This is a genomic window from Synechococcus sp. CCY 0621 (genome assembly GCF_019038465.1).
Lineage (GTDB): Bacteria > Cyanobacteriota > Cyanobacteriia > PCC-6307 > Cyanobiaceae > Cyanobium.
In genome coordinates this window covers 51,413-75,967 of the sequence record NZ_JAFKRH010000038.1, presented here as the reverse complement: position 1 = coordinate 75,967, position 24,555 = coordinate 51,413, and the positions used below count along the sequence as shown (strand labels likewise).

23 protein-coding genes are annotated in these 24,555 nt (G+C 65.9%); 14 read left to right on the top strand and 9 right to left on the bottom strand.

Translation table 11 applies throughout. The features are described from left to right. The first annotated feature begins 816 nt into the window (after positions 1-816). The 8 genes from KUG43_RS12575 to KUG43_RS12540 all read left to right on the top strand — a co-directional run bounded on the left by KUG43_RS12575 (position 817) and on the right by KUG43_RS12540 (position 8,402). The gene (locus KUG43_RS12575; RefSeq protein WP_216909534.1) at positions 817-1,887 is read left to right on the top strand and encodes a glycosyltransferase; all 1,071 of its coding nucleotides are present in this window, start codon (positions 817-819) and stop codon (positions 1,885-1,887) included. 477 nt (positions 1,888-2,364) lie between these two features. Continuing rightward, on the top strand, positions 2,365-3,492 hold the full coding sequence (locus KUG43_RS12570; protein WP_286194738.1) for a glycosyltransferase family 4 protein: 1,128 nt from the start codon (positions 2,365-2,367) through the stop codon (positions 3,490-3,492). Continuing rightward, the gene (locus tag KUG43_RS12565) at positions 3,489-4,832 is read left to right on the top strand and encodes a hypothetical protein (RefSeq protein ID WP_216909530.1); all 1,344 of its coding nucleotides are present in this window, start codon (positions 3,489-3,491) and stop codon (positions 4,830-4,832) included. The genes KUG43_RS12570 and KUG43_RS12565 overlap by 4 nt, the downstream gene beginning before the upstream one ends. Beyond that, positions 4,829-5,977, top strand: a complete 1,149-nt coding sequence (locus KUG43_RS12560) for a glycosyltransferase (RefSeq protein ID WP_216909528.1) — start codon at positions 4,829-4,831, stop codon at positions 5,975-5,977. Before KUG43_RS12565 ends, KUG43_RS12560 begins: the two co-directional genes overlap by 4 nt. Then, positions 5,977-6,546 carry an LbetaH domain-containing protein gene (locus tag KUG43_RS12555; protein WP_216909526.1) on the top strand — a complete coding sequence of 190 codons (570 nt, stop codon included), beginning with the start codon at positions 5,977-5,979 and terminating at the stop codon, positions 6,544-6,546. The genes KUG43_RS12560 and KUG43_RS12555 overlap by 1 nt, the downstream gene beginning before the upstream one ends. A gap of 3 nt (positions 6,547-6,549) precedes the next feature. Continuing rightward, positions 6,550-7,383 (top strand): glycosyltransferase family 2 protein, encoded by an 834-nt coding sequence (locus KUG43_RS12550; RefSeq protein WP_216909524.1) that lies wholly within the window; start codon positions 6,550-6,552, stop codon positions 7,381-7,383. Between the two features lie 24 nt (positions 7,384-7,407). After that, positions 7,408-8,136: a YdcF family protein gene (locus KUG43_RS12545; protein WP_286194737.1), complete on the top strand. Its 729-nt coding sequence runs from the start codon at positions 7,408-7,410 to the stop codon at positions 8,134-8,136. A 62-nt stretch (positions 8,137-8,198) separates the two neighbouring features. Then, positions 8,199-8,402, top strand: a complete 204-nt coding sequence (locus KUG43_RS12540; RefSeq protein ID WP_216909522.1) for a type II toxin -antitoxin system TacA 1-like antitoxin — start codon at positions 8,199-8,201, stop codon at positions 8,400-8,402. Between the two features lie 62 nt (positions 8,403-8,464). Here the strand turns inward: KUG43_RS12540 and KUG43_RS12535 are convergent, their stop codons facing one another. Together KUG43_RS12535 and KUG43_RS12530 are read right to left on the bottom strand one after the other, a co-directional pair. Continuing rightward, positions 8,465-8,932, bottom strand: coding sequence for an NUDIX hydrolase (locus KUG43_RS12535; protein WP_353618033.1), 468 nt, complete (start codon positions 8,930-8,932; stop codon positions 8,465-8,467). Further along, positions 8,929-10,140, bottom strand: a complete 1,212-nt coding sequence (locus KUG43_RS12530; protein WP_353618039.1) for a glycosyltransferase WbuB — start codon at positions 10,138-10,140, stop codon at positions 8,929-8,931. The genes KUG43_RS12535 and KUG43_RS12530 overlap by 4 nt, the downstream gene beginning before the upstream one ends. Before the next feature lie 77 nt (positions 10,141-10,217). Between KUG43_RS12530 and KUG43_RS12525 the strand changes: the two genes are divergently transcribed. Then, complete coding sequence (locus KUG43_RS12525) at positions 10,218-11,657, top strand: undecaprenyl-phosphate glucose phosphotransferase (protein WP_286194736.1); 1,440 nt, start codon at positions 10,218-10,220, stop codon at positions 11,655-11,657. A 10-nt stretch (positions 11,658-11,667) separates the two neighbouring features. Here KUG43_RS12525 and KUG43_RS12520 read toward each other — a convergent pair whose 3' ends face one another. Then, complete coding sequence (locus tag KUG43_RS12520; protein WP_216909518.1) at positions 11,668-14,079, bottom strand: polysaccharide biosynthesis tyrosine autokinase; 2,412 nt, start codon at positions 14,077-14,079, stop codon at positions 11,668-11,670. A 188-nt stretch (positions 14,080-14,267) separates the two neighbouring features. Between KUG43_RS12520 and KUG43_RS12515 the strand changes: the two genes are divergently transcribed. The 3 genes from KUG43_RS12515 (at position 14,268) to KUG43_RS12505 (ending at position 17,427) form a co-directional block, all read left to right on the top strand. After that, positions 14,268-15,302, top strand: a complete 1,035-nt coding sequence (locus tag KUG43_RS12515; RefSeq protein ID WP_216909516.1) for a hypothetical protein — start codon at positions 14,268-14,270, stop codon at positions 15,300-15,302. A gap of 653 nt (positions 15,303-15,955) precedes the next feature. Further along, positions 15,956-16,936 (top strand): polysaccharide biosynthesis/export family protein, encoded by a 981-nt coding sequence (locus KUG43_RS12510; protein ID WP_353618032.1) that lies wholly within the window; start codon positions 15,956-15,958, stop codon positions 16,934-16,936. Positions 16,937-16,953: 17 nt separating this feature from the next. Further along, the gene (locus KUG43_RS12505; protein ID WP_216909512.1) at positions 16,954-17,427 is read left to right on the top strand and encodes a protein-tyrosine phosphatase family protein; all 474 of its coding nucleotides are present in this window, start codon (positions 16,954-16,956) and stop codon (positions 17,425-17,427) included. Here the strand turns inward: KUG43_RS12505 and KUG43_RS12500 are convergent. After that, positions 17,412-17,891 (bottom strand): hypothetical protein, encoded by a 480-nt coding sequence (locus tag KUG43_RS12500; RefSeq protein ID WP_286194735.1) that lies wholly within the window; start codon positions 17,889-17,891, stop codon positions 17,412-17,414. The two genes, KUG43_RS12505 and KUG43_RS12500, sit on opposite strands and share 16 nt — an antisense overlap. Before the next feature lie 172 nt (positions 17,892-18,063). Here KUG43_RS12500 and KUG43_RS12495 point away from each other — a divergent pair, with 172 nt between their 5' ends. Beyond that, the gene (locus tag KUG43_RS12495; protein WP_216909511.1) at positions 18,064-18,336 is read left to right on the top strand and encodes a type II toxin-antitoxin system Phd/YefM family antitoxin; all 273 of its coding nucleotides are present in this window, start codon (positions 18,064-18,066) and stop codon (positions 18,334-18,336) included. A 239-nt stretch (positions 18,337-18,575) separates the two neighbouring features. On the opposite strand, the gene clpB is transcribed toward KUG43_RS12495, so the two are convergent. Both clpB and KUG43_RS12485 read right to left on the bottom strand, forming a co-directional pair. Continuing rightward, the gene (clpB, locus tag KUG43_RS12490; RefSeq protein ID WP_216909510.1) at positions 18,576-21,206 is read right to left on the bottom strand and encodes an ATP-dependent chaperone ClpB; all 2,631 of its coding nucleotides are present in this window, start codon (positions 21,204-21,206) and stop codon (positions 18,576-18,578) included. Between the two features lie 90 nt (positions 21,207-21,296). After that, positions 21,297-21,647 (bottom strand): hypothetical protein, encoded by a 351-nt coding sequence (locus KUG43_RS12485; RefSeq protein ID WP_216909509.1) that lies wholly within the window; start codon positions 21,645-21,647, stop codon positions 21,297-21,299. Between the two features lie 52 nt (positions 21,648-21,699). Between KUG43_RS12485 and KUG43_RS12480 the strand changes: the two genes are divergently transcribed. Continuing rightward, positions 21,700-21,906 carry a DUF8662 family protein gene (locus KUG43_RS12480; protein ID WP_216909508.1) on the top strand — a complete coding sequence of 69 codons (207 nt, stop codon included), beginning with the start codon at positions 21,700-21,702 and terminating at the stop codon, positions 21,904-21,906. Between the two features lie 102 nt (positions 21,907-22,008). Here KUG43_RS12480 and KUG43_RS12475 read toward each other — a convergent pair whose 3' ends face one another. The 3 genes from KUG43_RS12475 to hemE form a co-directional block, all read right to left on the bottom strand. Then, the gene (locus KUG43_RS12475; protein WP_216909507.1) at positions 22,009-22,350 is read right to left on the bottom strand and encodes a c-type cytochrome; all 342 of its coding nucleotides are present in this window, start codon (positions 22,348-22,350) and stop codon (positions 22,009-22,011) included. Between the two features lie 98 nt (positions 22,351-22,448). Beyond that, complete coding sequence (locus KUG43_RS12470; RefSeq protein WP_216909506.1) at positions 22,449-23,459, bottom strand: NAD-dependent epimerase/dehydratase family protein; 1,011 nt, start codon at positions 23,457-23,459, stop codon at positions 22,449-22,451. Further along, positions 23,456-24,514 (bottom strand): uroporphyrinogen decarboxylase, encoded by a 1,059-nt coding sequence (gene hemE, locus KUG43_RS12465; protein WP_216909504.1) that lies wholly within the window; start codon positions 24,512-24,514, stop codon positions 23,456-23,458. Before hemE ends, KUG43_RS12470 begins: the two co-directional genes overlap by 4 nt. Between the last annotated feature and the right edge of the window lie 41 nt (positions 24,515-24,555).

Sequence of the window (24,555 nt, the reverse complement as noted above, 5' to 3'; positions counted from 1 at the left end):
GGAGTAGTCTGTGGCCATTCAACTGGGTTTTTGAACAACACCACCTCTCGCTGTACCAATAGCTGGCTGATCGGTTCCATTGAAGCGGATGTTACCTCCATGTCTTCCAGTAGGCACTCTGGCGCTTCCAACAGATTTCGATGGCATGTTCGCAGTCTCAGTCGTTCACCGTTACGATCTTGTGTCGTGGATTGACCTTTTCGGCTGGATAGCTGGACACTCAATTTCAGGCTGGTTGTCGCCCAGCTGTTCAAGGCCTGGATCCCGGCCCCTATTCCACCGGCAGTTTGAGACGCAGGCCCACCTTGTCCATTCTCACGAGGGTAGCTAGATCGCAGCGGCCTACATTCCCGATCTGCTTGGCAAGCACAAGATCGACTGCAGGATGGTTGTCTAGGTCGGCTGCTTGAATGGACAGTGAAGTGGTGGAGAGTTTTCTCTCTCCCCCATCTGGAGTTGAACTTCGATTCAGATCAAGATCCCTATTCTTGCCCTAGAAGCTATAGTTCAGGCCGGCTTTTCAGATCTGCTAATTCTACCTACCCTCACGAACTGCACAGCATATCAATTCGCTGCTTCAGTCCGATTGCCCATTGGCTACCGTTTATCGCTTTCCTTTTACATACCTCCCTTAGGCTCCTGATCGTTAACTATGATATCTTGCGGCTTCATAGGCTGCTGCTAATGGGAAGCTTTAGCCATGAAGCGAAATAAGTGAACATTCTGCTATTTCGGCACTACCCTCTCTCGGAGGGACCCAGTATGCGGATCTTTGCTGATCAGATTGCTGCTGGTTTGCGGAGTCGTGGACACACGGTGCAGGAGTTCACTGCCCCTGTTCTGTTGGCACGTCTTGCTAAGTATCACCAATCATTTGCGAAGTGGCTGGGCTATCTTGATCAGTTTGTGTTGTTCCCACCGCTGCTCTGGTGGAGTACCCGTGTAGCACCAGAAGGAACTCTCTTTGTCTTTGCCGATCAGGCCCTAGGCCCCTGGATCCCGCTCATTAAACCTCGACCCCATCTTGTTCACGTCCATGACCTTCTTGCTCTTGAGGCAGCGCTAGATCTCCAGCCCTTTCATCATCTTGGCCCAACTGGTCGTCTCTACCAACGCTGGATTCGTTGTGGTTTCCGCAAAGCCCGCTTCTTTCTCTCTGTGTCTCAGGCCACTCAGGTTGCTCTGGTCCGGCAACTAAAGCAGCGTCCCTTGCTAAGTGAAGTTCTCGTTAATCCTCTGCATTGCCGCTTCCGCCCCCTCCCGGCTGCTGAGGCTTCCTCCATGGTTAATCAGGCACTTCCGGGGCTTAACGGCCAGCCGTTTCTATTCCACATCGGGCGCAACTGGTACAAAAACCGCCTCGGGGTCTTGGCCATCTGGGCGCAGTTACAGAGCTTGCCCAATCCCGTTCATCTTGTCCTCGTTGGTGGTGCTGATGCTGGCATGTGCCAGTGGATCCAGAAGAACTCTCAGCTTAAGTGCAGACTTCACCTCCTTGATCAAGCTACTGATACCCTCGTGCTGGCCCTCTACAACCAAGCGGCTGCACTTCTCTTCCCTTCCCATGCGGAAGGATTTGGCTGGCCGATCTTGGAGGCCTTGGCTTGCGGCTGCCCGGTGATCACTACAGCCCGTGCCCCCATGACTGAGGTCGGTGGGGATGCAGCCACCTATATCCCCCCCTTCCCGTTGCTTCCCGATGCTCAACGAGATTGGGCAATTTCTTCTGCTGATACGGTTCGGATGGTGTTGGAGCTCACTCCTGCTGAGCGTCATGAACTGCGCCAACGCGGCTTCTCCCATGTAAACTCTTTTCAGCGAGAACGTTGGTTGTCTCTGTTGGTGGCTTATTACCAACACGCTCTTGAGTGCCAGTCTTCTAGTTGATGTCTTTTTCTTGAGGAAGGTCATGAGATCGAACCTTTTCACCTTTTGCCTATGCTCTCACGCATATTCAGCCTGCTGTGAGGCGGCGTGAATCACATTGAATCTTCTCTTTCTCACTCCCTCGTTTTACTCCCATTGCAGTGACACGACTGCGGTCGTCTATCAGTTTATTCTTTATTCGCAGGCCTTGGCTGAACGAGTTTTGCTCTCCCACTCAGTATTCCGCATCTGTTGCTTGGCAAAACGGCCTCAGGACCATTTCTGGTTCATCTATGCCGGTCAGCCCTTCTTACGTAGGAATGCTCTCGATCAGGTGGTTGCCCCTTGCCACCGCACCGATTGGTTCTTGGCATGACGTCCGTTCTTCTCTCGCATCCCACCGGTAACGCCAATGTCCGGGCGGCGACAGCGGCCTTGTATCGCGCAGGTTTCCTCCAGGCCTTTCACAGCTGCCTCTGCTGGAATAGCCGCTCCCCTTTGGCTGGGTTTCTTCCACGGGATCTACGACTGGAACTGGAGCGCCGCTCCTTCCCTAATCTTCCCCTTCCCCTGCAGCACAGCTATCCCTGGCGTGAGGCTGGCCGCCTTGCTGCTGTGCGATTCGGCTGGCGGCGTCTGCTCCGCCATGAAGCCGGCCTGTTCTCGATTGATCGGGTGTTGGATTCCTTTGATCGGTGCGTGGCCTCTACCCTCACCCGCCGCCTTGGCCTGCTAGCGGTTTATGCCTATGAGGATGCGGCCCTGGCTACCTTCGTTTCAGCCCAGAGACTCGGGCTGCTGCGCCTCTACGAGCTTCCGATCGGCTACTGGAAATCAGCCCGAAAGATATTTGCTGAGGAGGCCGATCTACAGCCCGAGTGGGCTTCCACCCTCACTGGCCTGCGCGACAGTGCTGCCAAGCTCGCCCGCAAGGACGCCGAACTGGAGCTCGCCGACACGGTGTTCGTGGCCTCCCAGTTCGTGCGCGACACCCTCGAAAGCCACCAAGCCTGCCACGTGCCCATCCATGTGTTGCCCTATGGGGCGCCACCACCCACCATCGAACCCCTCCGGGGCGCGGGCTCCGGGCCCCTTCGGATTCTGTTCGTGGGGTCGCTGGGACAGCGCAAGGGGCTCTCCTATTTGCTCGAAGCCGTGGACCAACTGGGCGATGCTGTGACTCTCACCCTCATCGGCAGGCCTACCTCCACCAGCTGCTCCCCGTTGAACACCGCGCTCCAACGCCACACCACGATCCCCTCCCTGCCCCATGCCGCCATCCTCGAGCAGATGCGCCAGCACGATGTGCTGGTGTTCCCTTCCCTGTTCGAAGGCTTCGGCTTGGTGCTCACCGAGGCCCTCTCCCAGGGCCTGCCTCTGATCGCTACTCCCCACACGGCCGCGCCCGATCTGATCCGGGATGGTGTGGAGGGCTTCATCGTTCCCATCCGCGACAGTTTCGCCATCGCCCAGCGCCTTGCCGAGCTCGCCAGCGATCGCGATCAGCTAGCGGCGATGCGTCAGGCCTGCCTGCGCCGGGCCGCCGCGATCTCCTGGAGCACCTATCAGACCGCCATGGTCCAAGCCGTTGCACCCTTAGTGGGTCAGTCGCCAGTGCTTTCATGAAAACCGCGCAGCACCGCCAGCTGCGCCTGTTGCTCTGGCTCTACTTCTGGCTGCTCATCGTTGAGGGGGCGCTGCGCAAGTGGGTGCTGCCGGGCCTCTCCACCCCCTTGCTGGTCATCCGCGACCCCGTGGCGCTGCTGGCCCTCTGGGTTGGGGCTCCGCTGCTGTTGCAGAAGCGCTTCCAATCCTGGTTGCAGTGGCTTTTGGGCATCGCCGCTGCAGCCTTCTTTCTGGCCATGCTGGTGGGCCATCGTGATCTGATCACGGCCCTCTTCGGCACCAGAATTCTGCTGATTCATCTGCCCCTGATCTTTCTCTACGCCGCTGCCTTCGATCGTGACGCCGTGCTGCGCTTCGCCAGGATGCTGCTGCTGATCAGCATTCCGATGACGTTTCTGATCGTGGCCCAGTCGAATCTGCCGGACAGTCACATTCTCAACGTGGCCCCCGGAGGCGAGGACACGGCCGCCTTCACCGGTGCCCTTGGGCGTTCTCGCCCGCCCGGCACCTTCTCCTTCATCAACGGCCTGGTGTCCTTCTACACCTTGGCGGCCGCCGCCCTGTTTGCCCGTCTCTATGGCCTGGCCCAGAACCGCGCCCGCCTGCTTCTCTTGCTGGCGGCCGGCATCGGACTGGTGGTGGCCTTGCCTGTCTCCATCAGCCGCTCCTTGCTGTTTGGCTACGCGCTCGTCGTGCTGGCTGTCGGCGGTGCTCTGTTGCTGTCCCGCGCGCGTCTGTTGCCCCTGATCTCCAGCCTGCTGGCGATTGTGTTGGTCGTCTTCATCGCCTCCTCCATCCCGGCCTTCAGGGACACCAGTGAGGCCTTCGTGGCGCGCTGGGACATAGCCACGGAAAATGAGGGTGGTGATGAAGGCGTGATCGGGGTTCTTCGGCTCAGGGTTCTTGGCGGATTCACTTTATCGATTGAAGAGCGGGACGCGGCGCCGATTCTGGGCTATGGCATTGGCATGGGCACCAATGTGGGAGCCCAACGTTTAAGCGGTGAACGAAAATTCCTGATCTCAGAAGGTTCCTGGCAGGCCATCCTTGGAGAGTTGGGCCTCCCACTCGGGTTCGTCTTCCTGGCCTGGCGTGTCGCCCTCGGTTGGTACCTGCTGCGGCTGTCCCTGCGCTCCGCCAGTAAGGGCAACAGCCTGCCCCTGATCTTCCTTGGGGCCTCGTTTCTCGGGGTCATCTCCGGTGGTCTCAGCCAGCCCACCTCCCTCGGTTTTCTGGTGGTGTCCGCCGGCCTCACCTGGGCCGCCGCCACCACACCCCCCATTCTTGTGCTGATCCCCACCGCCCAGATGAATCTCAACCCCACCCCAGGCCAGGGTTGAAACTCCTCCACCTCAATCGCTCCCTCGATCCCGCGGGCGGCGGGCTGAGTGAGGGCGTCCGCCAGCTTTGCCCCCATCTGGCCGCCCTGGGGGTGAGCAGCACCGTGGTCAGCCTCGATCCGCCCGATGCTCCCTGGCTCACCAACTACTCCCCTGCCGCCTGCGGCCTGGGCCCCGTCCATGGCGTCTATGGCTACCGCCGAGGGCTCCCCTCCAGGCTCCGTGATCTCGCCTTCGGCCATGACGCGGTGATCGTCCATGGGGTCTGGCAGTACCACGGCCTGGCCACCTGGCGGGCCCTGCGCGGCAGTGGCGTCCCCTATTTCGTGTACCCCCACGGGATGCTCGATCCCTGGTTCAAGCGCACCTACCCCCTCAAGCACCTCAAGAAGTGGGCTTACTGGCCCTGGGGCGAGTACCGGGTGCTTCGTGATGCCCGGGCCGTGCTGTTCACCTGTGAGCAGGAGCGCCTTCTGGCCCGCCAGTCGTTCTGTTTGTATCAGGCCCGCGAGCGGGTGGTGGGCTTTGGCACCTCAGCTCCCTCTGGCGATGCGGACGCGCAGCGCCGCCTGTTCCTTGAGGCCCATCCCCAGCTCCAGGGCAAGCGCCTGATGCTCTACCTCAGCCGCATCCACCCCAAGAAGGGTGTGGATCTGTTGATCGAGGCCTTTGCCGCCGTGGCCACCTGCGATCTGCGCCTGCAGCTGGTTATCGCCGGGCCGGACCAGGTGGGTTGGCAGGCCGCCCTACAGCGCCGTGCGGCCGCGCTGGGTGTGGCCGATCGCCTCACCTGGCCCGGCATGCTCAGCGGTGACCTCAAGTGGGGCGCCTTCCGCAGCGCCGAACTGTTCTGCCTCCCCTCCCACCAGGAGAATTTCGGCATCGTGGTGGCCGAAGCCCTGGCCTGCGGTCTGCCCGTGGCGATTGCCGAGCCGGTGAACATCTCCGCCGAGGTGGAGCAGGCCGGGGCCGGGCTGGTGCATGCCGATACGGCCGCCGCCACCACCGAGGCGCTGCGCCAGTGGCTCGCGATGCCGGCCGCCGAGCAGGCGCAGATGGGCCAGCGGGCGGAGCACCTGTTTCGGGAACGGTTTGACTTTGCGTCGGTGGCCAGGAACCTGTTGCCGGTGCTTCGCTCACCCTGATGCCCCTCCCCAGCTCCACGCCGATCCTGCAGAAGGACACGCCCTTCCAGGGGGCCAGTTTCAGCTTGGCCAACCGCCTCGCCCGCGTGCTGTGGCAGGGCGTCTGGCTGCTGCTGTTTCGCCCCACCCCGGCACCCCTGCATGCCTGGCGTTCCAGGTTGCTGCGGGCCTTCGGTGCCCGCCTCGGCCGCCAATGCCACGTGTATCCCACTGTGCGCATCTGGGCCCCTTGGAATCTGGAACTCGACGACGAGGCCTGCCTAGGCCCGGGCGTGACCTGCTACTCGATGGACACCATCAGCCTCGGCCCACGGGTGGTGGTATCGCAGGGTGTGCACCTCTGCACCGGCAGCCACGACTACGAATCGCCCAACTTCCAGTTGTTCACCCGCCCGATCAGCATCGGCGCCGACGCCTGGATCTGCACCGAGGCTTTTCTCGCCCCCGGCGTCAGCATCGGTGAAGGTGCCGTGATCGGGGCCCGCTCCGTCGTCACCCGATCCCAGCCCGCCTGGATGGTGTGTGCCGGCAATCCCTGCAAGCCCATCAAGCCACGCAAGAGGACCTGAGTCGTGCTCGATCTCACCGTTGCCCTGCCGGTTCGCAACGAGGAACGCAACCTCGCCACCTGCCTAAAGGCGATCGGTACAGATTTTGCCCGCAAGGTGGTGGTGATCGATTCGGCCAGCACCGACGCCACGGCTGCCGTGGCCCGCAGCCACAGTGCGGAGGTCGTCAATTTCGACTGGAATGGCCGCTTCCCCAAAAAGCGCAACTGGTTCCTGCGCCATCACACCCCGTCCACGGCCTGGGTGTTGTTTCTCGATGCCGATGAAATCCTTTTGCCGGCGGTGAAGCGTGAAATCGCAACCGTGCTCCCCCACAGCCCCCATCAGGGCTACCGGCTCACCTACACCAACTACTTCCTGGGCCGCCGCCTGCGCGGTGGCTATCCCCTGCACAAGCTGGCGCTCTTCCGCGTCGGCGAGGTGGAGTACGAACGCATCGAGGAGGACGCCTGGTCGCAATGCGACATGGAAGTGCACGAACATCCGATCGTCAGCGGCTCTATCGGTTTCATTCGCAGCCAGATCGACCATCGCGACCTACGCGGCATCGATTCCTACATGCGCAAACACAGCGAGTACGCCGCCTGGGAAGCCCACCGCTTGCTCGCTTCCCGCAACGACTCCGCCGCCGTGAAAACCTGGAGCCGCAACCAGCGGCTCAAGTACCGCCTGGTCACCACCCCCTGGGGCGGGCTGGTGTTCTTCTTCGTCAGCTTCTTCCTGATGGGCGGCTGGCGGGATGGCTCCGTTGGTTTCGCCTTTGCCGTGCTCAAATCCAGCTATTTCGTCCAGATTGCTTGTCGTTACAAAGAACTGGAGCAGCAACAGCGGATCTGAGCCTTTCCCTTCACCCTCTCCCCCATGCTCCCGCCCGGCGTCGACTGGACCAGTTGCCCAGCGGCGCCGATGGCCTGGTTTTCCCTGCGGGACAGCGTGCTGCACCTGCTCACCACCCCCGTTCTGCTGTTACCCCTGATCGCAGCGTTGGCTCTGGCGCTCGGCGCCGCCGCCGGCCTTCGCTGGCCCGCCACCGCCCTGCTCAGTGGCCTGGCCGTTGCCGTCGTGTCGTTCGTCTACAGCCCCCTCACCACCGCAGCCCTCACCGCCTGGCTCACCAGCCAGCTGCCCCAGCCACCGCCCCCCACCCCCGGCCCGGCCCTGGCCGTGATCGTGGGCCGCAGCCCCGAAATCGCTGCGGCCTCCACCACGTTGGCCGCCCAGATGCTGCGTCAGGGCCGCATCCAGGCGATCTACGTCTCCGGGGATGGGCCGGCCACCGCCCAGAGGCTGCTCCAGCTCGGCGTCCCGCCCGAGCGCCTCGCCGGCGACAGCTGCGCCCGCACCACCTGGGAGAACGCCAGCCTCACCAGCACCTGGATCCGTGAGCACCACAGCGGCGCCAGCGGCCCAGCGATCCTGTTGATCACCGACCCCTGGCAGCTGCCGCGCGCCAGCCGCGCCTTCCAGCGCCAGCAGCTGCCGGTCACCCCCATCCCCGCCGTCCCCGCCCTTCCGCCCCAGCAGAGCAACCGCCTGGCCCTGCGGGAAAGCGCCGCGACGCTTCTTTATGGCCTGCAGGGCCGGATGTGACGGCCTGTGACCCCTGAGGTTCTGCTTTGTTCCGTACCGTTGTCTCAGTCGTGCTGGCTGTGATGACCACCACCGATCGCCTCGATCTCAAGCTTTCCAGCACCGACAAGCAGCGCGCCGCTGAGGCGATCCAGCTCAATCGGGCTCTTTCCCTCTCCAGTCGCGACTACGAAGCGTTCCACGCGGCGCTCGCCGAGCCGTTCCGCCCCAACGAGTCGCTCTCCCATGCCTTGACCCAGGTCGGAACCCGCGTTCAGCGTGTTTGACGAGGCTTACGACTCCCTGGCTCCAGCACAGGTCGGCCTCTCCAACCTCCAGCCCGCTGATCTCAGCCTCTTTCCATCAGATACTCCCGCACATGGCTGACGAGGGGTCGCGTCAGCGCCTCCTCCCGCGTCAGCCACTGGCTGGCCACGAGCTCCAGGCCGTCGACGCGGATCGCCGGCTCCCCCGCCATGCGCATAGCGAAGATCGTCACGCTGTTCGTCCCACGCACCGAGCGTTCGGTGATTGGCCAGGGATCCACCAGTTCCTGCGGCGCCACCCGCAGCCCCAGTTCCTCGGCCAGCTCCCGCACCGCCGCCTGCCGTGCCGTTTCACCCCGCTCCAGCCCCCCTCCCGGCAGCGAGAGGCTGCGGCGATAACTGGCCTGCACCAGCAGCAGGCGCTTCCCGTTCCAGATGGCCACCAGGGCGCCGTGGGTGTGGGGCCGGGCCACCAGCCGGTAGGTCTCATACAGCCTGGCCGCCAGCCAATAGAGGCGCAGTCGGGTAATCAGCCGTTTCAGCCATCTCACCGATGCAGTTCCCGTTCCAGCTGCTGTAGCACCGCCTCCTGTCCGAAGCGTTGCTCCACCAGCTGCCGCGCGGCCTGGCCCCGTTGCTGCCGCAGCGGCGGATCCTTCACCAGCCGGCGGATCGCCGCCGCGAAACCGGCCCCATCGCCTGGCTCCACCCGCAGCCCGGCCTGCTCGGCCATCTGCCCCAGCTCCGTGGTCGCCCCCGAACTGGCCACCACCGGCCGGCCACTGGCCAGGATCCCCAGCAGCTTCGAGGGCAGCACCAGATCAGCCGCCGCCGCCCGTTGCGGCAGCAGGTGCACATCCGCCAGGTTGAGCCAGTCGTTCAGCCGCTCCAGCGGCTGCAACCCCAGAAAGCGCACCTGGGGCAGGCCCGCCATCGCCGCCGCCAGTTCCGCCTTGTTGGGGCCCTCGCCGGCCAGCAGCCAGACCAGATGCGGCAGGTCGGCCAGTTGCTGGATCACCTCCACCAGGAGGTCGAGCCCCTGCTTCCTGTTCATCGAGCCCGAATACAGCAGCACCATCGCTTCGGCGCCGATCCCCAGTTCCCGGCGGTAGGGGTTGGCGGCACGCCGCTCCTCGCCCTGGGGTTGGATGGCGTCGAGGTCCACCCAGTTCGGCAGCAGCACGGCCCGGTGGTCGGCCACCCCCTTCGCCACTACCCGACGCCGCATCGCTCCGCTGATCGTGCTCACCCGATCAAAGCCCGCCAGGGTGCCGCGCTCCCAGCCCTCCGCCAGGCGGCGCAGCAGCTTTCCCTTCAGCATCCCCAGCTCGAAGGCCGCATCCAGCTCGAAGTCCTGGATGTGCAGCCAGGTACGGGTGCGCCCGCCGCACAGCCGCCCCAGCAGCAGCGCCCCCGGCGCGCAGAAGAACGCCGGCGCCACCGTCAGCACCACATCCGGCCGCCAGCGCCGATGGGCCAGCAGCACCGGCAGGCTGCTCAACGCGAAGCTGGCCAGGTGCAGCAACCGCGTCAGCCCGGTGGGCTGGCGCGGCACCCACAGCGGACAACGCCACACCGACACGCCCTCGCTGTGCTTGTGCCGGTAGCGGTTGCCCTGGGCTCGCCACTGTGGGAAGTAGGGCGGTGCCGTGATCACCCGCACCTGGTGGCCCCGCGCCGCCAGCCAGGTGGCCATATCCCCACTGAACTTGCCAATCCCTACGGTTTCAGGGGCATAGTTCAGCCCGTAGAGCAACACCTTCAAGGCCCTACCCCATCCCCATAAGGAGGGCCAAGCTTGCCGTAGTTACACCTGGTTTGCGACCCATTTCTGCCATGGTCACGAGACCTCCACAGGTGCCATTCCCCTGGGGTGGTGTTCTGCGCGACCATGCCCGCGACCTCAACCGCCTGATGCGCTGGGGTGATCCCCTGCTGGTGATGGGGTTGTTCTGGCTGCTGGTCTGCCGCCATCTCCCCGATTCGCTGGACGGCGAGCGAGGATTCGCGCACACGGTGGTGGTCGGGCTCTGCACCGCCCTGATCCTTCCCCACGGCAAGCTCTACCAGAGCTACCGCCAGATCACCCTGGTGGCGCTGATGCGCCGCCTTTCCACCAGCTGGCTGCTGTTGCTTGGTGCTCTGCTGGCCCTGGCCTTTCTTACCAAGCACTCCACCTTTTATTCACGCCTGGATGTCACCGCCTGGGCCGTCCTCAGCTGGGGCCTGCTGTTCGTGCTGCATGTGGGCGGCCGCAAACTTTTGCGCTGGCATCGCGCCCACGGGGGCAATGCCCGCACCATCCTCTACTGGGGCCTGCCGGAGGCCGCCATCGACTTCCACAATCGCCTCCAGGCCAATCCCTACCTCGGCCTGCGCATGGCCGCCTGGTTCAGCCCCCAGCCGCCCAGCCCCGACCAGCCCCTCCCCCCCGGCATGCCGTCCTGCGGCGGCCATCTGCCCGATCTGCGCCGCTACCTGAACAGCCACAACGTTGACCAGATCGTCTTCAGCTACCTGTCCCGCAGCGACCTCTCGATGCAGGACCTGATTCGCTTCTTCGGCGACACCTGCATCCCCGTGGTGTATGCCCCCACCTGGGTGGCCCCCGGCATGAATTTCAAGGCCCAGCATGTGGGCGGCCAGCCCTGCATCGATCTCTGGCAGCCGCTCGATTCGATCCTCGATCGCCAACTCAAGCGCGCTTTCGATATCTCCGTCGCCGGCACCGCCGTCCTGCTGCTCAGCCCCGTGCTGCTGCTGATTGCCCTGGCCATTCGCCTCACCAGCCCCGGGCCGGCCCTGTTCCTCCAGGATCGCTACGGTCTTGATGGCAGCCGCTTCCGCATCTACAAGTTCCGCACCATGCGGGTGCTCGAAGCCGGCGACCAGAAGGGGCTGCGCCAGGCCACCCGCGATGATCCGCGCATCACACCGGTGGGTGCCGTGCTGCGTCGCTGGAGCCTCGATGAACTGCCCCAGTTCTTCAACGTGCTGCAGGGCCACATGAGCCTGGTGGGCCCCCGCCCCCATGCGGTGGATCACAACGAGCAATACCGCCAGCTGATCCCCGGCTACATGCAGCGCCACCTCTTCAAGCCAGGCATCACCGGCCTGGCCCAGGTCAATGGCCTTCGCGGCGAAACCGCCAACCTCGAGGCCATGGCCCGTCGCGTCGCGGCCGATCTCGACTATCAGCGCGACTGGTCGCTCGCCAAAGACGTCAAGATCCTGCTCAAAACCATCCTGCAGATCCGCTCGCCCAACGCCTACTAGGGCGCCGGAATCAGCGGTCGAGCCAGCCGGACACCTTGCGACCCAGGCGCTTCAGCCCCCGCCGCGCCCGCGGCAAGGCTGAGCGGCGGGGCGATGCGGCTGGGGTTTCGGCGGCTCCGTTGTAGTACCCGTAAGTCGTGGCCATGCCGTAGCGGCCATAGCTCCCGTAGCCATAGCCGTACCCAGGCTCCTTCTCGTTGGTCCTGCGGCGGCCGTTGGTCACCACCCCCAGCAGCGGTGCCCCCGCTTCCCGGATCCGCTCCAGCGACTGGGCCGGCAGCCCCCGATCCACCCGGTTCAGGCTCACCAGCAGGATGATCCCATCGAGATGCTGGGCGATCAGCGCCGCATCGGCCAGGCCCAGTGCTGGTGGCGTGTCGTACAGGATCAGATCGAACTCGCCGCTGTCGGCCAGTGCTCGCACGATCTGGTCCATGCGCTCCGAGCCCAGCAGCCGCGGCGGATCGGGGGGCAGCAGCCCTGCCGTGAGCACACTCCAGCCGGGGTAGTTGGGCACCGGCTGCACCACCTGCCGCCAGTCGGCGGCCTCCTCGGTGAGCAGGTTGCTCAGCCCGCGCAGGTTGTCGAGCCCCAGGCGGTGGTGGATCTGCGGTTTGCGCAGGTCGCCATCCACCAGCAGCACCCGCTGGCCCAGTTCGCACAGGGTTTTGGCCAGCAGCACGTTCAGCAGGCTCTTGCCCTCTGCTGGCATCGTGCTGGTGATCGCCACCGACCGCAGCGGCTTGTCGGTGCTCAGAAAGCGCAGGCTTGTGTACAGGTTGCGCAGCGATTCCTGGTAAAAGAAGCGCTGGTAGCCAGCCGCCCCGGCGCTCTGCTGGTCGAGCTCACCGATCAGGAAGCGTTTCTCGCGCCGCACCCCATCAAAGAACGCCACGTAGGGCATGTGGCCGAGAAGCGGCAGGTTCAGTTCTTCCCGCACCTCCTGGGGGCTGTGGAACACGTGGTCGAGCCGCTCACGCAGGAAGGCCACCGCCGCCCCGCCCAGCAGCCCCAGCAACAGTCCTTCCACCAGGCCCCGGCCCAGGGAAGGCTCCACCGGCACATCACTCACCTGGGCGGCGGAGATCACTTTCCAGGGGGAACTGCGCTGGGCGATCTCCAGCTGAAATTGCTCCCGGGCCCGCAGATAGCTCTCCAGATTGCCATCGGCGATCTGCAGGCGTTTCTGGATGCTCTCGAACTCCCGCAGCAGTTCCGGTTGGTTCTGGAATTGCCGCTCCAGGCGGCCGATCTGGGCCTGGGTGGTGTTGATCGCATTGCCGTTCTGGCGCAGGGCCGCATCCACGGCCTGCAGTTGTTTCTCCTGGACCCGCGGCAGCAGCGACGCCCGCGACGCCTTCAACGACGCCAGCACCGCCGAGCCCGGTTGGAAGTTGGCCTCCGCCTCGGCGATCTCCTGCTCCAGCCGCTGCAGTTCATCCAACTGCGACTGGCCGGGCAGGTTGGCCGACACCGAACCGCCACCGGAGGCCGTGGCACCGGCTCCACCCTCTGTGGAGTTGCCCTCCTCGCCAGTGATGGTGAACGCTCGCGCCGCCAGCCGGCCACTGGCCACGTCGGCGCGCAGTTCCTGCAGCCGCCTCTGCTCCCCTTGCTGCGCCAGCCGCCGTTGCTGCAGCTGCTCAAGCTGGGTCCGCAGGGCCACGGCCTCCTCGCTGGGTTGGATCAGCGTGTTGGCTTCCCGGAAGCGCTGCAGGTTCAGCTGCAGCCGTTCACTGTTGCTGCGCAGCCGTGGTTCCTGTTGCTCCAGAAAGCGCACCCCATCGCTCAGCCGTTCCTGGCGCTGGCTGGTGGCCCAGGCCAGGTAGGCCTTCTCCGTGAGCTCCAGGCCCCGCTTCAGCGCCTGGGGATCCGAGCCCCTGCCCTGCACCCCCACCACCCCGAAGGAAGGCCCCGCATCCCGGCTCACCTCTTTCGTCATCCCCACCGTGATGCTGGGAAACGCCTTCGGGGCCACGCCCTCCTTCTTCAGGGCCTCGAACACTGGATCCAGCACCGAACGGCTCTGCAGCACCTGCATCAGGGTCGGCAGATCCACCGACGAGCTGTTGCGCGCCAGCGAGGCCAGGGCACCCGCCTCCGCATTCCCCGAGGATTCCTCCGGTTCGTTGACCGGATCGGAAATCAACAGCGTGAAATTGCCCGCATACACCGGATTGACATAGCGCTCATGCAAGGTGCGCGCCGCCTGCACGGCGGTGATCAGCGCCACGGTGATCAGAAACGGTTTCTGCCGCCGCCGGAACACCTGCAGCAGATCACGCACATCGAAGCCACCGCCTTCCTTTTCCTGGCCGCCCTGATACTCCGCCACCACAAACCCTGCCGGCGCCGCCACCAGCGTCTGGCCCGCCTGCGCTGTTGCTCCGGAAAGCTGGGAATTGGCTTTCGGCGCTGGCATTCCGGGTTGGTGTCCTGGGCGTGATTGTCACTCTACGGGCGCTGACAAGCGAACTTTGGTGCGCTTTTGCCCAATAATCCCCACGCTTCTCGATGCTGCCGCCGGAGCGAACTGTCTGCGCCGATCCCTACCCCCTGGATGGTTCTGGCATCCTGCGCAGAGAAACCGGGTAGCCGCGCAGAAGTTCCATGGTTCGCCAGTCCATGTGCGGTTGTCCGCTGGCCATCGCGTTGCTGCTCTGCGAGGCGCCGCTCACCGCCCGCGCCCAGCTCGCCTGGGAGACGGAGCCGACGCTGGCGCCCACCCGCAATCCCTTTCTGGCCGAGCCCGCCCTCTCTGGCGGTCCCGCCGCCCAGGCCCCCGAGCCCGAGCCCGTTTCCGAAGGCCTGGTCTGGATGGCCGACAACGAACCCGCACCTCTGACGGTGACCGATCCCGCCGCTGCCCAGCCTGTGACGGTGACCGATCCCGCCCTCTCCGCCGACGACCTCGCCGCCCTGCTGCTGGAGCCTTACTCCCCCCCCAACCTCGGCGGCGGCCTGCCCTCGGCCTACGTGGCCAACTGGGGTGACTTCTACTTTCAGGCCAGTGCGGGTATTGGCGGGGGCCGCGATCTCAGCGACGGCGACTTCGACGCAGCGTTCAACGCCGGCATTGGATTCGGCGATCAGAGGGAGCTTGTTGCGGTGGAGCTGCGCTGGAACATCGCCAGTTTCAAGAACTTCAACTCCAACGGCTCCTTCGACGTGGCGGTGGGCCGCACCCTCATCGACCAGCCGCGCCTGCAGGTCAGCGTCACCGGGGGAATCTTCGATGTCTATGCCTACAGGCGGGCCCCCAGCAGTGAAACCCTCCCCTCCGCCACCGGCTTCGGTGTGGTCACCGTGGCCCTGCCGTTGCGAAAGCCGAACTTCCGCTTCAACCAGGTGCTGCAGATCAGCCTTGGTGTGGGCGGCCGCGACTTCGCTGCCCTCGATGAGAACTTCGAGGGCAGCGACGTGTCGCCCTTCGGAGCGATCGGCGTCGAGCTCACACCCAACGTCGGCCTCTCCGCCGGGGTCAGCGGCCGCGGCGCCAACCTCAACCTCTCCTACACCCCCTTCCGCGAGGTGCCCATCGCCATCAACCTGCTCGCCGCCGATGTTTTCAACCAGAGCCCCTTCGGCACGGTGGGGGTGTTCACGGTGAGCTGGGGGGACAACTTCCGCCGTGGACTCTTCTGAACCGTTGTGGTGTTCAGGAGTGCCCGTTGGATGATTGGTGGCCCAGGCTACATTTTTGTAGTCTTGTCATCAACGGGGGCTCCAGAATTGGAGTGGCCTTGTGCTGCATGCTAAATTGACAACAAGAATTGCCTTACGGTCTGTCGTGAAATTCCGTACCCTCTCAGCGCTGCCATTGGTGGCGGGCCTTTCCTTGGCGCTCGGTGCTTCTGTTGGGGCCGCCGTCCTCGAATCCCTGGCTCCCCTCCCCGCCCAGGCCCAGAGCAAGGGCGTGGGTAATGGCAATGGCAATGGTAAGGGGCCCTTCCAGGGTGGCAACAACGGCAATGGCCCCAACCCCTCCCGTGGCAATGCTGGGCGCAACAGTGGCGCCACGACGGTCAGTAACTCGGTGATGGCCCCCACGGTTCGCTTCGCTCCAGCCCCTCGATGACCGCTTGCCGTAGCCGGTAACTTTGGCGCAAGCCCTTCAGGTCCCTGGCCTTCCAGTCTTCCGCATGCTCCGATCCGCCCGCTTTCGGAGTCTTTGTTTGGCGGCTGTCCTGGGAGCCCACAGCTTGCTTCCGGCTTCTGCTCTGGCCCAGTCCGCTGGCCCAGCACCGGCGTCAGCAAAATCCCGGTCTGAGCTGAAGCCAGGTCAGGATCTTCCGGCAGTGCCCCAGGAAGATGCCTACATCCTCGGGCCCGGCGACGGCTTGGAGCTGCGCTTCCTCAACCTCAGCACCCGCCTGGATCGTTCCGGCCCGATCCAGATCATCAGCGACGGCACCGCCACCGTTCCCTACATCGGCATCGTCCGCCTCAGCGGCCTCACCCTGGCCCAGGCCTCCTTTTGGTTGCAGGCGCTCTACCGCAAGCAACTGCTCCGCTCCGACCTTGACCTGCAGCTGGTGCGCCCCAGGCCCATTCAGGTGTCCCTGGTGGGCGAGGTGGAACGGCCCGGCGTCTACAGCCTCAGCACCTCGGAGGTCTCCAACGCCAGTTCGGATGTGACGATCACCGGCCTGCCCACCCTCGTCAACGCCATCCAGAAGGCCGGTGGCGTCACCGGCGACGCCAACCTCCGCGAGGTGGTGCTGCGCCGCCGCCTCCCCGGCGACCAGGTGCGCTACCGCCGCGCCAAGGTCGACCTGCTCACCCTCATCCAGCAAGGCGACCAGGTGCAGAACCCGATCCTCTTCGATGGCGACATCGTCATGATCCCCCGCGCCACCGAGCCGGTGATCGAGCTGAGCGAACTCTCCACCACGATCATCGCCCCACCCGAAATCACCGTGAATGTGATCGGCGAAGTGGTACGCCCCGGGCCGGTGACGGTGAAGCCCAACACCCCCCTCGTGCAGGCGGTGCTGGCCGCCGGTGGCAGCGTCGTGCAGCGGGCCAAGACCGACCGGGTCGACCTGATCCGCATCAACCGCAACGGCACCCTCACCCGCATGGCCGTGCCCCTCAACCTCGGCGCGCCCGCCTCCCCCCAGCTCAACCCGCCCCTGCGCGATGGCGATGTGGTGGTGGTGTTCCGCAGCAACTACGCCCGGCTCACCGATGCCGTCGATGCCATCGGCCGCCCGCTCACCGGCATCGCCAGCGTGCTCACCCTGCTGCGGCTCGCCGACAACAACAACAACAACTGAGCCCCCGGGCCGCGTCGATGCCACCTGAGCCCAAGGCGTCCTCCCGCTTCCGCATCGACTGGGTGCTGCGTGGTGAGCTGGCGCTGGGGCCAGCGCCCCGCAGTCCCGAACACCTCGTCCAGCTCGAAGCGCAGGGCATCGGCGCCGTGCTGAGCCTCTGCAGCAGCGAGGAATGGCCCCTGCTGGCGGGGCTCGAGCAGCGCTTCCTCTGGCGTCGCCACCCCCTGCCCGATCACCGCAGCGGCCGTGACCCCGCCATCGAGGAGCTGGAGGCCGCCCTGGCGCTGGCGATCCAGATGCAGCAGCAGCGCGGCCCCCTGTTCGTGCACTGCATCGCCGCCATGGAGCGCTCGCCCCTGCTCTGCCTGGCCTGGCTGAAGCGTCGCCGTCGCCTCAGCCGCCTCCAGGCCCTCGACTACCTGATGCAGGTGCACCCCGGCACCATGCCCCTGCCCGGCCAGCTCAGCCTGCTGGATCAGTTGTCCCAGTAGCGGCGGCTGGAATCCCCCCGACCCGCCACCCGGCGGCTGAATTCACTCACGCTCGGGTTGGCCACCATCGGATCGACGTGAGCCACCTGCTGCCACAGCTCCCGTGACGCCCAGCGCACCGTGTGCGCGTGGCGCTCGTGGCGGGTGATGTGGCACCAGTGGCTCTGCCCGCACTCCGGGCACCACAGCTGCTCCAGCCACTCGTTGCTGAGCACCAGCACCGGATAGGCCTGGATCACCAGCTGGGCCCGCTTGTGGCTCAGGCCCCGCTGCTTCAGTTCCTCGGTGGTGAGCAGGTGCAGGAAATACTTCCGCCCCGTGCCCACCATGCTGGTCTCCGCGTGCACCGGACAACGCAGATCACGCCGCTTGGCCCGCCCCCTGCGGCGAGGGGGCGTGGCGTCGTCGTTGGCTTTGATGTCTCTGACGTCGACCCCACCCCCGGCAGATCCCGAATCAGCCATCAGACCTGCAAGCCACGCCCCAGAATCCCTCGAAACCGACCGGGAGCCTGGTAGCAACCGACACAGGCTCCCGGCCCGTCACGCCAGCGCCATAGGGGAGCTCGCCATTTCCTTGCCACGGTGGTCCAAACGGAACCAGAATCTTCCTTAGTCATGGCCTAAGCATCGCCCCATGGACGCACCATCTCCGCCGCGGCTGGTCAACGTCCACGAAGCCAAGACCCAGCTGTCGCGCTTGATCGATGCCGCCCATGACGGTGAAACGATCGTGGTGGCCAAGGCCGGCAAGCCCTGGGCGCGGTTGATGCCCCTGGAGCCCACGCCGCCGCCGCGCCTCCCCGGTCGGCTGCGCAGCGGCACTCCGCTGGCCGATCCCGAGGGGCTGTTGCGGCCCCTCGATCACGACGACCTGGCCCTTTGGGATGGCGGGGCGCTGCGGCCCTGACCCCAGCTACGTGCTGGCGCTGCTGCAAGATCCGGCGTCCCGCCTCTGGGTGAGCTCCACCACGGTCTGGGAGCTGAGCATCAAACACCACAGTGGCAAGTTGCCGGAGTTGGCAGACGCCCATGCGCTGCGAGCCGGGGCCTTCCTTCAACCGCACAGAGATCCATTTGACCGGATGCTGGCCTTCCCCTGCCGCACGTTCTGGTAACGGGCTGGCCCGTCCCGCGCCGGCGCAGGGATCACACCAGCGCCGGTGCCACCGCCTGGATCTCGGCCGGTTCGGCCTGGCGGAAGCGCAGCCGCTCCAGCTCCACATCCACCGCGATCGTGCTGCCGGCGGGGAAGGTGCCCGCCAGGATCGCCTTGGCGATCGGCGTCTCCAGTTCCCGCTGGATCGCCCGCTTCAGCGGCCGGGCCCCGTACACCGGGTCGTAGCCGACGGCGGCCAGCCAGTCGAGGGCGTCGCTGTTCACCCGCAGGGCCAGCTTGCGCTCCTCGAGGCGCCGGGTCAGCCGCTGCACCTGCAGGGCCACGATCTGGCGCAGTTCGTCTTCTCGCAGGCTGCGGAAGATGATCGATTCATCCAGACGGTTGAGGAATTCGGGGCGGAAGTGGCCCCGCAGCGCCTCATTGACCCGCTTCTCCATCTCGCCGTAGCGGGCCGGATCGCCGGCCAGATCGAGGATCGAAGCGCTGCCGATGTTGCTGGTGAGAATCAGCACCGTGTTGGTGAAATCCACCGTGCGGCCCTGGCCATCGGTGACGCGGCCGTCATCGAGGATCTGCAGCATCACGTTGAACACATCGGGGTGGGCTTTCTCCACCTCGTCGAACAGGATCACCGCGTAGGGGCGCCGCCGCACCGCTTCGGTGAGCTGGCCGCCCTCCTCGTAGCCCACATACCCAGGAGGCGCTCCGATCAGCCGGGACACGGCGTGCTTCTCCATGTACTCGCTCATGTCGATGCGCACCATCGCCTCTTCGCTGTCGAACAGCTGCGAAGCCAGGGCCTTGGACAGCTCGGTCTTGCCCACGCCGGTGGGGCCGAGGAACAGGAAGCTGGCGATCGGGCGGTTGGGGTCCGACAGGCCGGCCCGTGAGCGCTGGATGGCATCGGCCACCGCCGTCACGGCCTGGTCCTGGCCGATCACCCGCGTGTGCAGCTCGTCCTCGAGATGCAGCAGTTTCTCCATCTCGCTCTGCACCAGCTTGCTCACCGGAATGCCGGTCCACTTGGCGATCACCTCGGCGATGTCGTCCTCGGTGACTTCTTCGCGCAGCAGGTTCTTCTCGCCGGCATGGGCGCTGAGCTCCTCGGTGCGGGCGGCCAGTTTCTTGTTCAGCCCCGCCAGGGTGCCGTACTCCAGTTCGGCGGCCTTGTTGAGGTCGTACTGGCGCTTGGCCTGCTCCACCTGCAGCTGCACCTGCTCGATCTCTTCTTTCAGGGCGGAGAGTTCATCGATCGAGCCCTTCTCCTTCTGCCACTGGGCATTGAGGCTGCTCTGCTGCTCGCCCAGGTCGGCCAGTTCCTTTTCGAGCTTCTCGAGCCGGTCGCGACTGGCCGGATCCGATTCGCGCCCCAGGGACAGCTTCTCCATCTCCAGCTGCAGGATGCGGCGGTCGAGCTCGTCGATCTCCTCCGGCTTGGAGGTGATCTCCATCTTCAGGCGCGCCGCCGATTCATCCATCAGGTCGATGGCCTTGTCGGGCAGGAAGCGATCGGCGATGTAGCGGCTGCTCAGCACCGCCGCCGCCACCAGGGCGTTGTCGGCGATGCGCACGCCGTGGTGCACCTCGTAGCGCTCCTTCAGGCCGCGCAGGATCGAGATCGTGTCCTCCACCGTCGGCTGGTCGACGAACACCTGCTGGAAGCGGCGCTCCAGGGCCGGATCCTTCTCGATGTGCTGGCGGTGCTCATCGAGGGTGGTGGCGCCGATGCAGCGCAGCTCACCGCGGGCCAGCATCGGTTTGAGCAGGTTGCTGGCGTCCATGGCACCGCCGGTGGCGCCAGCCCCCACCACCGTGTGGATCTCGTCGATGAACAGCACGATCTGCCCCTCGCTGGAGGTGACCTCCTTGAGCACGGCCTTGAGCCGCTCCTCGAATTCGCCGCGGTACTTGGCGCCGGCGATCAGGGCGCCCATGTCGAGGGCGATCAGCTGGCGGTTCTGCAGCGCCGTGGGCACATCGCCATTGACGATCCTCTGCGCCAGCCCTTCCACGATGGCTGTCTTGCCGACGCCGGGCTCACCGATCAGCACCGGGTTGTTCTTGGTGCGGCGCGACAGGATCTGCACGGTGCGGCGGATCTCCTCGTCGCGGCCGATCACCGGATCGAGCTTGCCGTCGCGGGCGGCGGCGGTGAGGTCGCGGCCGTATTTCTCGAGCGACTCATAGGTGCCCTCCGGGTTCTGGTCGGTCACGCGTTGGCTGCCTCGCACGGCCTGAACGGCCTCCTTGATCCTGGCCCCATCGGCGCCCGCCTGCGAGAGCAGCTGGCGGCCGCAGCGCTCATCGCCGGCCAGGGCCAGCACCAGGTGCTCCACGGCGATGAAGCTGTCGTCGAACTCCTTCTTGAGCCCATCGGCCCGATCCAGCACCGCATTGAGCCCCTTGCCCAGGTAGACGTTGTCGGGGGCGGCGGCCAGGCTGGGCTGGCTGGCGATGAAGGCCTCCAGCTTCTGGTTCAGCACCCCCAGATCCACGCCGGCCTTCTCCAGGATCCGGCTGGCCAGGTCCTGCTGGGCCAGCAGGGCGGCGAACAGGTGCTCGCTCTCCATCTGCTGCTGGCGCTTCTGCTGGGCCAGCTGCTGGGAGGCCACGACGGCGCCCCAGGCCTTCTCGGTGAACAGTTCGGCGGTGGGATGCATGGTTGGAATCTCCCTGGGGCTGGCAATGCAGCAACCGTATGAATGGCTTCGGAATTGTCCGAGTGGGAGGACCGAACCGCCGGGGGAGGCCTACCGCCCGTTCTGTGCCGGCAGGGGCACCTGGTAGCCGTGCTTCTGGCCGCACAGCTGGCTGGGGCAACCGTCGCGGCCATAGAAGGCATCCGCCGCCGACAGGCAGCCAAAACTGTTCTTCTGGGCCACCTGGGCCGGATGGATCCGCAGGGGCTGCAGCACCGCCTCGCTCCTGGGCACTACCAATTTGCAGGCCGGCGGCGGCAGCCCCGGGCTGGCCTCGATCGCCAGCGGTTGGTTGGGCGTCACCGCCTGGGCCAGGGCCGGCTGCGCCGCCAGAGGCATGGCCAGGGGAATCACGCCGGCCAGCAGGACCGCCAGCAGCTCGGCGGAGGGGTGGATCGCCATGATGGGGTCGCGGCTGAACCCCATTCTCGCTTCTCCAGCCCGTTCGTCACCCATGCCCTCCGCCGCCGACGACCAGGCCCTGGTGGCCCAGCTGGCCGCCGAATCCCAGGCCCTCGGTGGCGCCTTTGAACCGGAGCGCGACTGCTGGCGGGTCGTGCACCGCCACGTCCACGGCATGTTGCCCTCCGAGTACGACATCAGAGACGTTCCCGAGGACCTCTACCTGGCGGTGCTGGCCGCCTGCCGGGCCGAGCTCTGAGCCCTGATGGCCGGCCTTGGGCGGTGGCCACAAAAAAAGCCCCGGCTGGGCCGGGGCTTTGCAGCGTTAGGAGCCGGTCGGCGTGGACCAGCGGGGCGGGGATCAGGCCCAGCCTTTGGAGGCCATGTCCTCGACGTAGGCGGCCACGTCGGCGATGTCGCCGTCGCTGAGCTTGCCGCCGAAGGCGGGCATGGCGTTCTTGCCGTTGGTCACCTGGTAGGCGATGGCGGCCTCGTGGTCGGCGTCGTAGTTGGCCAGGTAGGAGGCCAGGGCATCGGCCTTGAGGGTGCGTTCGGCGTTCACCACGTTGCCGCCACCCATGTGGCAGGCGGCGCAGTTGGCGGAGAAGATCTGGCCGCCATGGGCCGCATCGGCGGCGAAGCTCGGGGCGGCACCCAGCACCAGCGCCAGGCAGAGAGCGAACAGGGAAAGAAGACGACGCATGGGAGGGTGCAAAAGAAGGTGCCTGATGGCACTTGCAACCGGATCAAATTAGGCAACGGCCGCCTGGCGTTGGGGCCCTCCGGCACATTCGCAACAATTCAGCGGCCCCGGTGCGGCACGCCCGCCGTCTCCAGCACCGCGTTGAGGGTGGGGGCGAAGCTCACCAGCCCGAAGCGCTCGGGCGGGCTCACGGGCTCGTGCACGAAGTGGCGCTGACGGATCGAGAAGCGGTCCCAGGCGTTCACCTCAATGCGCAGCAGCTTGATCAGTCCCTCGATCAGCCAGCCGCGAAGATCGATTCCCACCGGCGGCACCCACACCCGTCGCCAGCGGCACAGGCAGGCCACGGCGCCGTTGATCGTGATCGGCGCCTGACCCAGCACCAGCCGCCGCACCGGCCCCTGGCCCGGCTCCGGGTTGGGGCCATGGGGGGTGGTGGCCAGGTGGGCGCAGACCGTGGCGATGTCGGCGGCATGGATGAAGTGGAAGCTGGCGTCGGTGCGCAGCCAGCGGGCCAGCCACAGCCAGCCGAAGGCCTCCTTCAGCCCGGCCGTGAGATAGCTGGTGGGGTGGGGATCGGCCGTGCCCACCGAGCCGCCGAACACCAGCGTCGGGAACACCGCCACGATCCTTGGCGCCAGGGGATGGCGCTCCAGGTCCTGCAGGCAGGTGGCCTTGGTCTGGATGTACTCGGTGCCGTAGGCCATCGCCTCCGGCAGCAGCTGCAGCTGCCGGTCGAGGATGCTGGCGGTGGAGAAATAGATCACCTGCTGCAGCCGCTCCGGATCGGTGAGCCGCAGCAGTTCCTTCACGGCCACCACGTTGACCGCCTGGGCCCGCTCCGGGTCGCCCCAGGCGGTGGCCGTGTGGATGATCCGGTCGGCGCTGGCGATCGCTTCAGCGTGGGGGCCCAGCTCCCGCAGATCACCCACCAGCAGGGTGATGCGCGGGTGATCGGCGGGCACGGCGCTGAGCTTGGCGGGATCCCGCAGCAGCAGCAGCAGCTGGGCGTCGCTGTTGGCCAGCAGGTTCTCGGCGATGTACTGGCCGACGCAACCGCTGGCGCCGGTGATCAGGATCCGCTGGGGCCCGGAGGTGGCGGCGCTCAAACAGCGGCCCCCAGCAGCTCCGTCACGGCCTTGCCAGTCTCGAAGAAGACGCGGGCGTTGTCTTCAGGGGTGCCGGGCAGGATGCCGTGGCCCAGGTTGAGGATGTGGCGGCGGCCGCGGGCCTTGCGCACCGTGTCCAGGATCCGCTCACGGATCGCCTCAGGCGTGCCGAACAGCAGGCCGGGATCCACATTGCCCTGCACGCCCAGGTGCTGGGGCAGGCGGGCACAGCCATCGGCCATGTCCACGGTCCAGTCGAGCGAGATGAAGTCGACGCCGGTGCTGGCCATGCGCTCCAGCACGCCGGCGCTGCCGGAGATGTAGAGGATCAGGGGGGTGTCGGGGTGGGTGGCCTTCACCTGGTCGATCACCCGCTTCTGGTACGGGGCGGCGAAGACGTCGTAGTCGATCGGGCTCAGCTGCCCCGCCCAGGAATCGAACAGCTGCACCACCTGGGCGCCGCTGTCGATCTGGTAGCGCACGTAGGTGGCGATCTGATCGGCCAGGTGGCCCAGCAGCTGGTGCAGCAGGGCGGGCTCCTGGAAGGCCATCGCCTTGATCACCGAATAGGTCTTGGAGCTCTTGCCCTCCACCGCGTAGGCGGCCAGGGTCCAGGGGGCGCCCACGAAGCCGAGCACCGCCGCCTGGTTGCCCACGTCGGCCCGCAGCCGCTTCAGCACCTCGCCCACAAAGGGCAGGGCCTCGGCCGGATCCAGGGGGCGCAGCGCATCCACCTGGGCCTGGCTGCGGATGGCGGGCTCGATGATCGGACCCTTGCTCTCGATGATGTCGAAGTCGATCCCCATGCCCGGCAGGGGCGTGAGGATGTCGGAGAACAGGATCACGCCGTCGGGACGGAAGGCGTGGAACGGCTGCATCGAGATCTCGTAGGAGAGATCGGGGTTCTCGGAGCGCTCACGGAAGCCGGGATGGCGGTCGCGCAGGTCGCGGTAGACCTTCATGTAGCGGCCCGCCTGGCGCATCATCCAGACCGGAGGCCGCTCCACCTGCTCACCTCGGGCGGCGCGCAGCAGCAGGGGGGCGGATTCAGTCATTGCGCCGGTCGGAAGGTCAACGGCGAAACCTAACCGAGCAC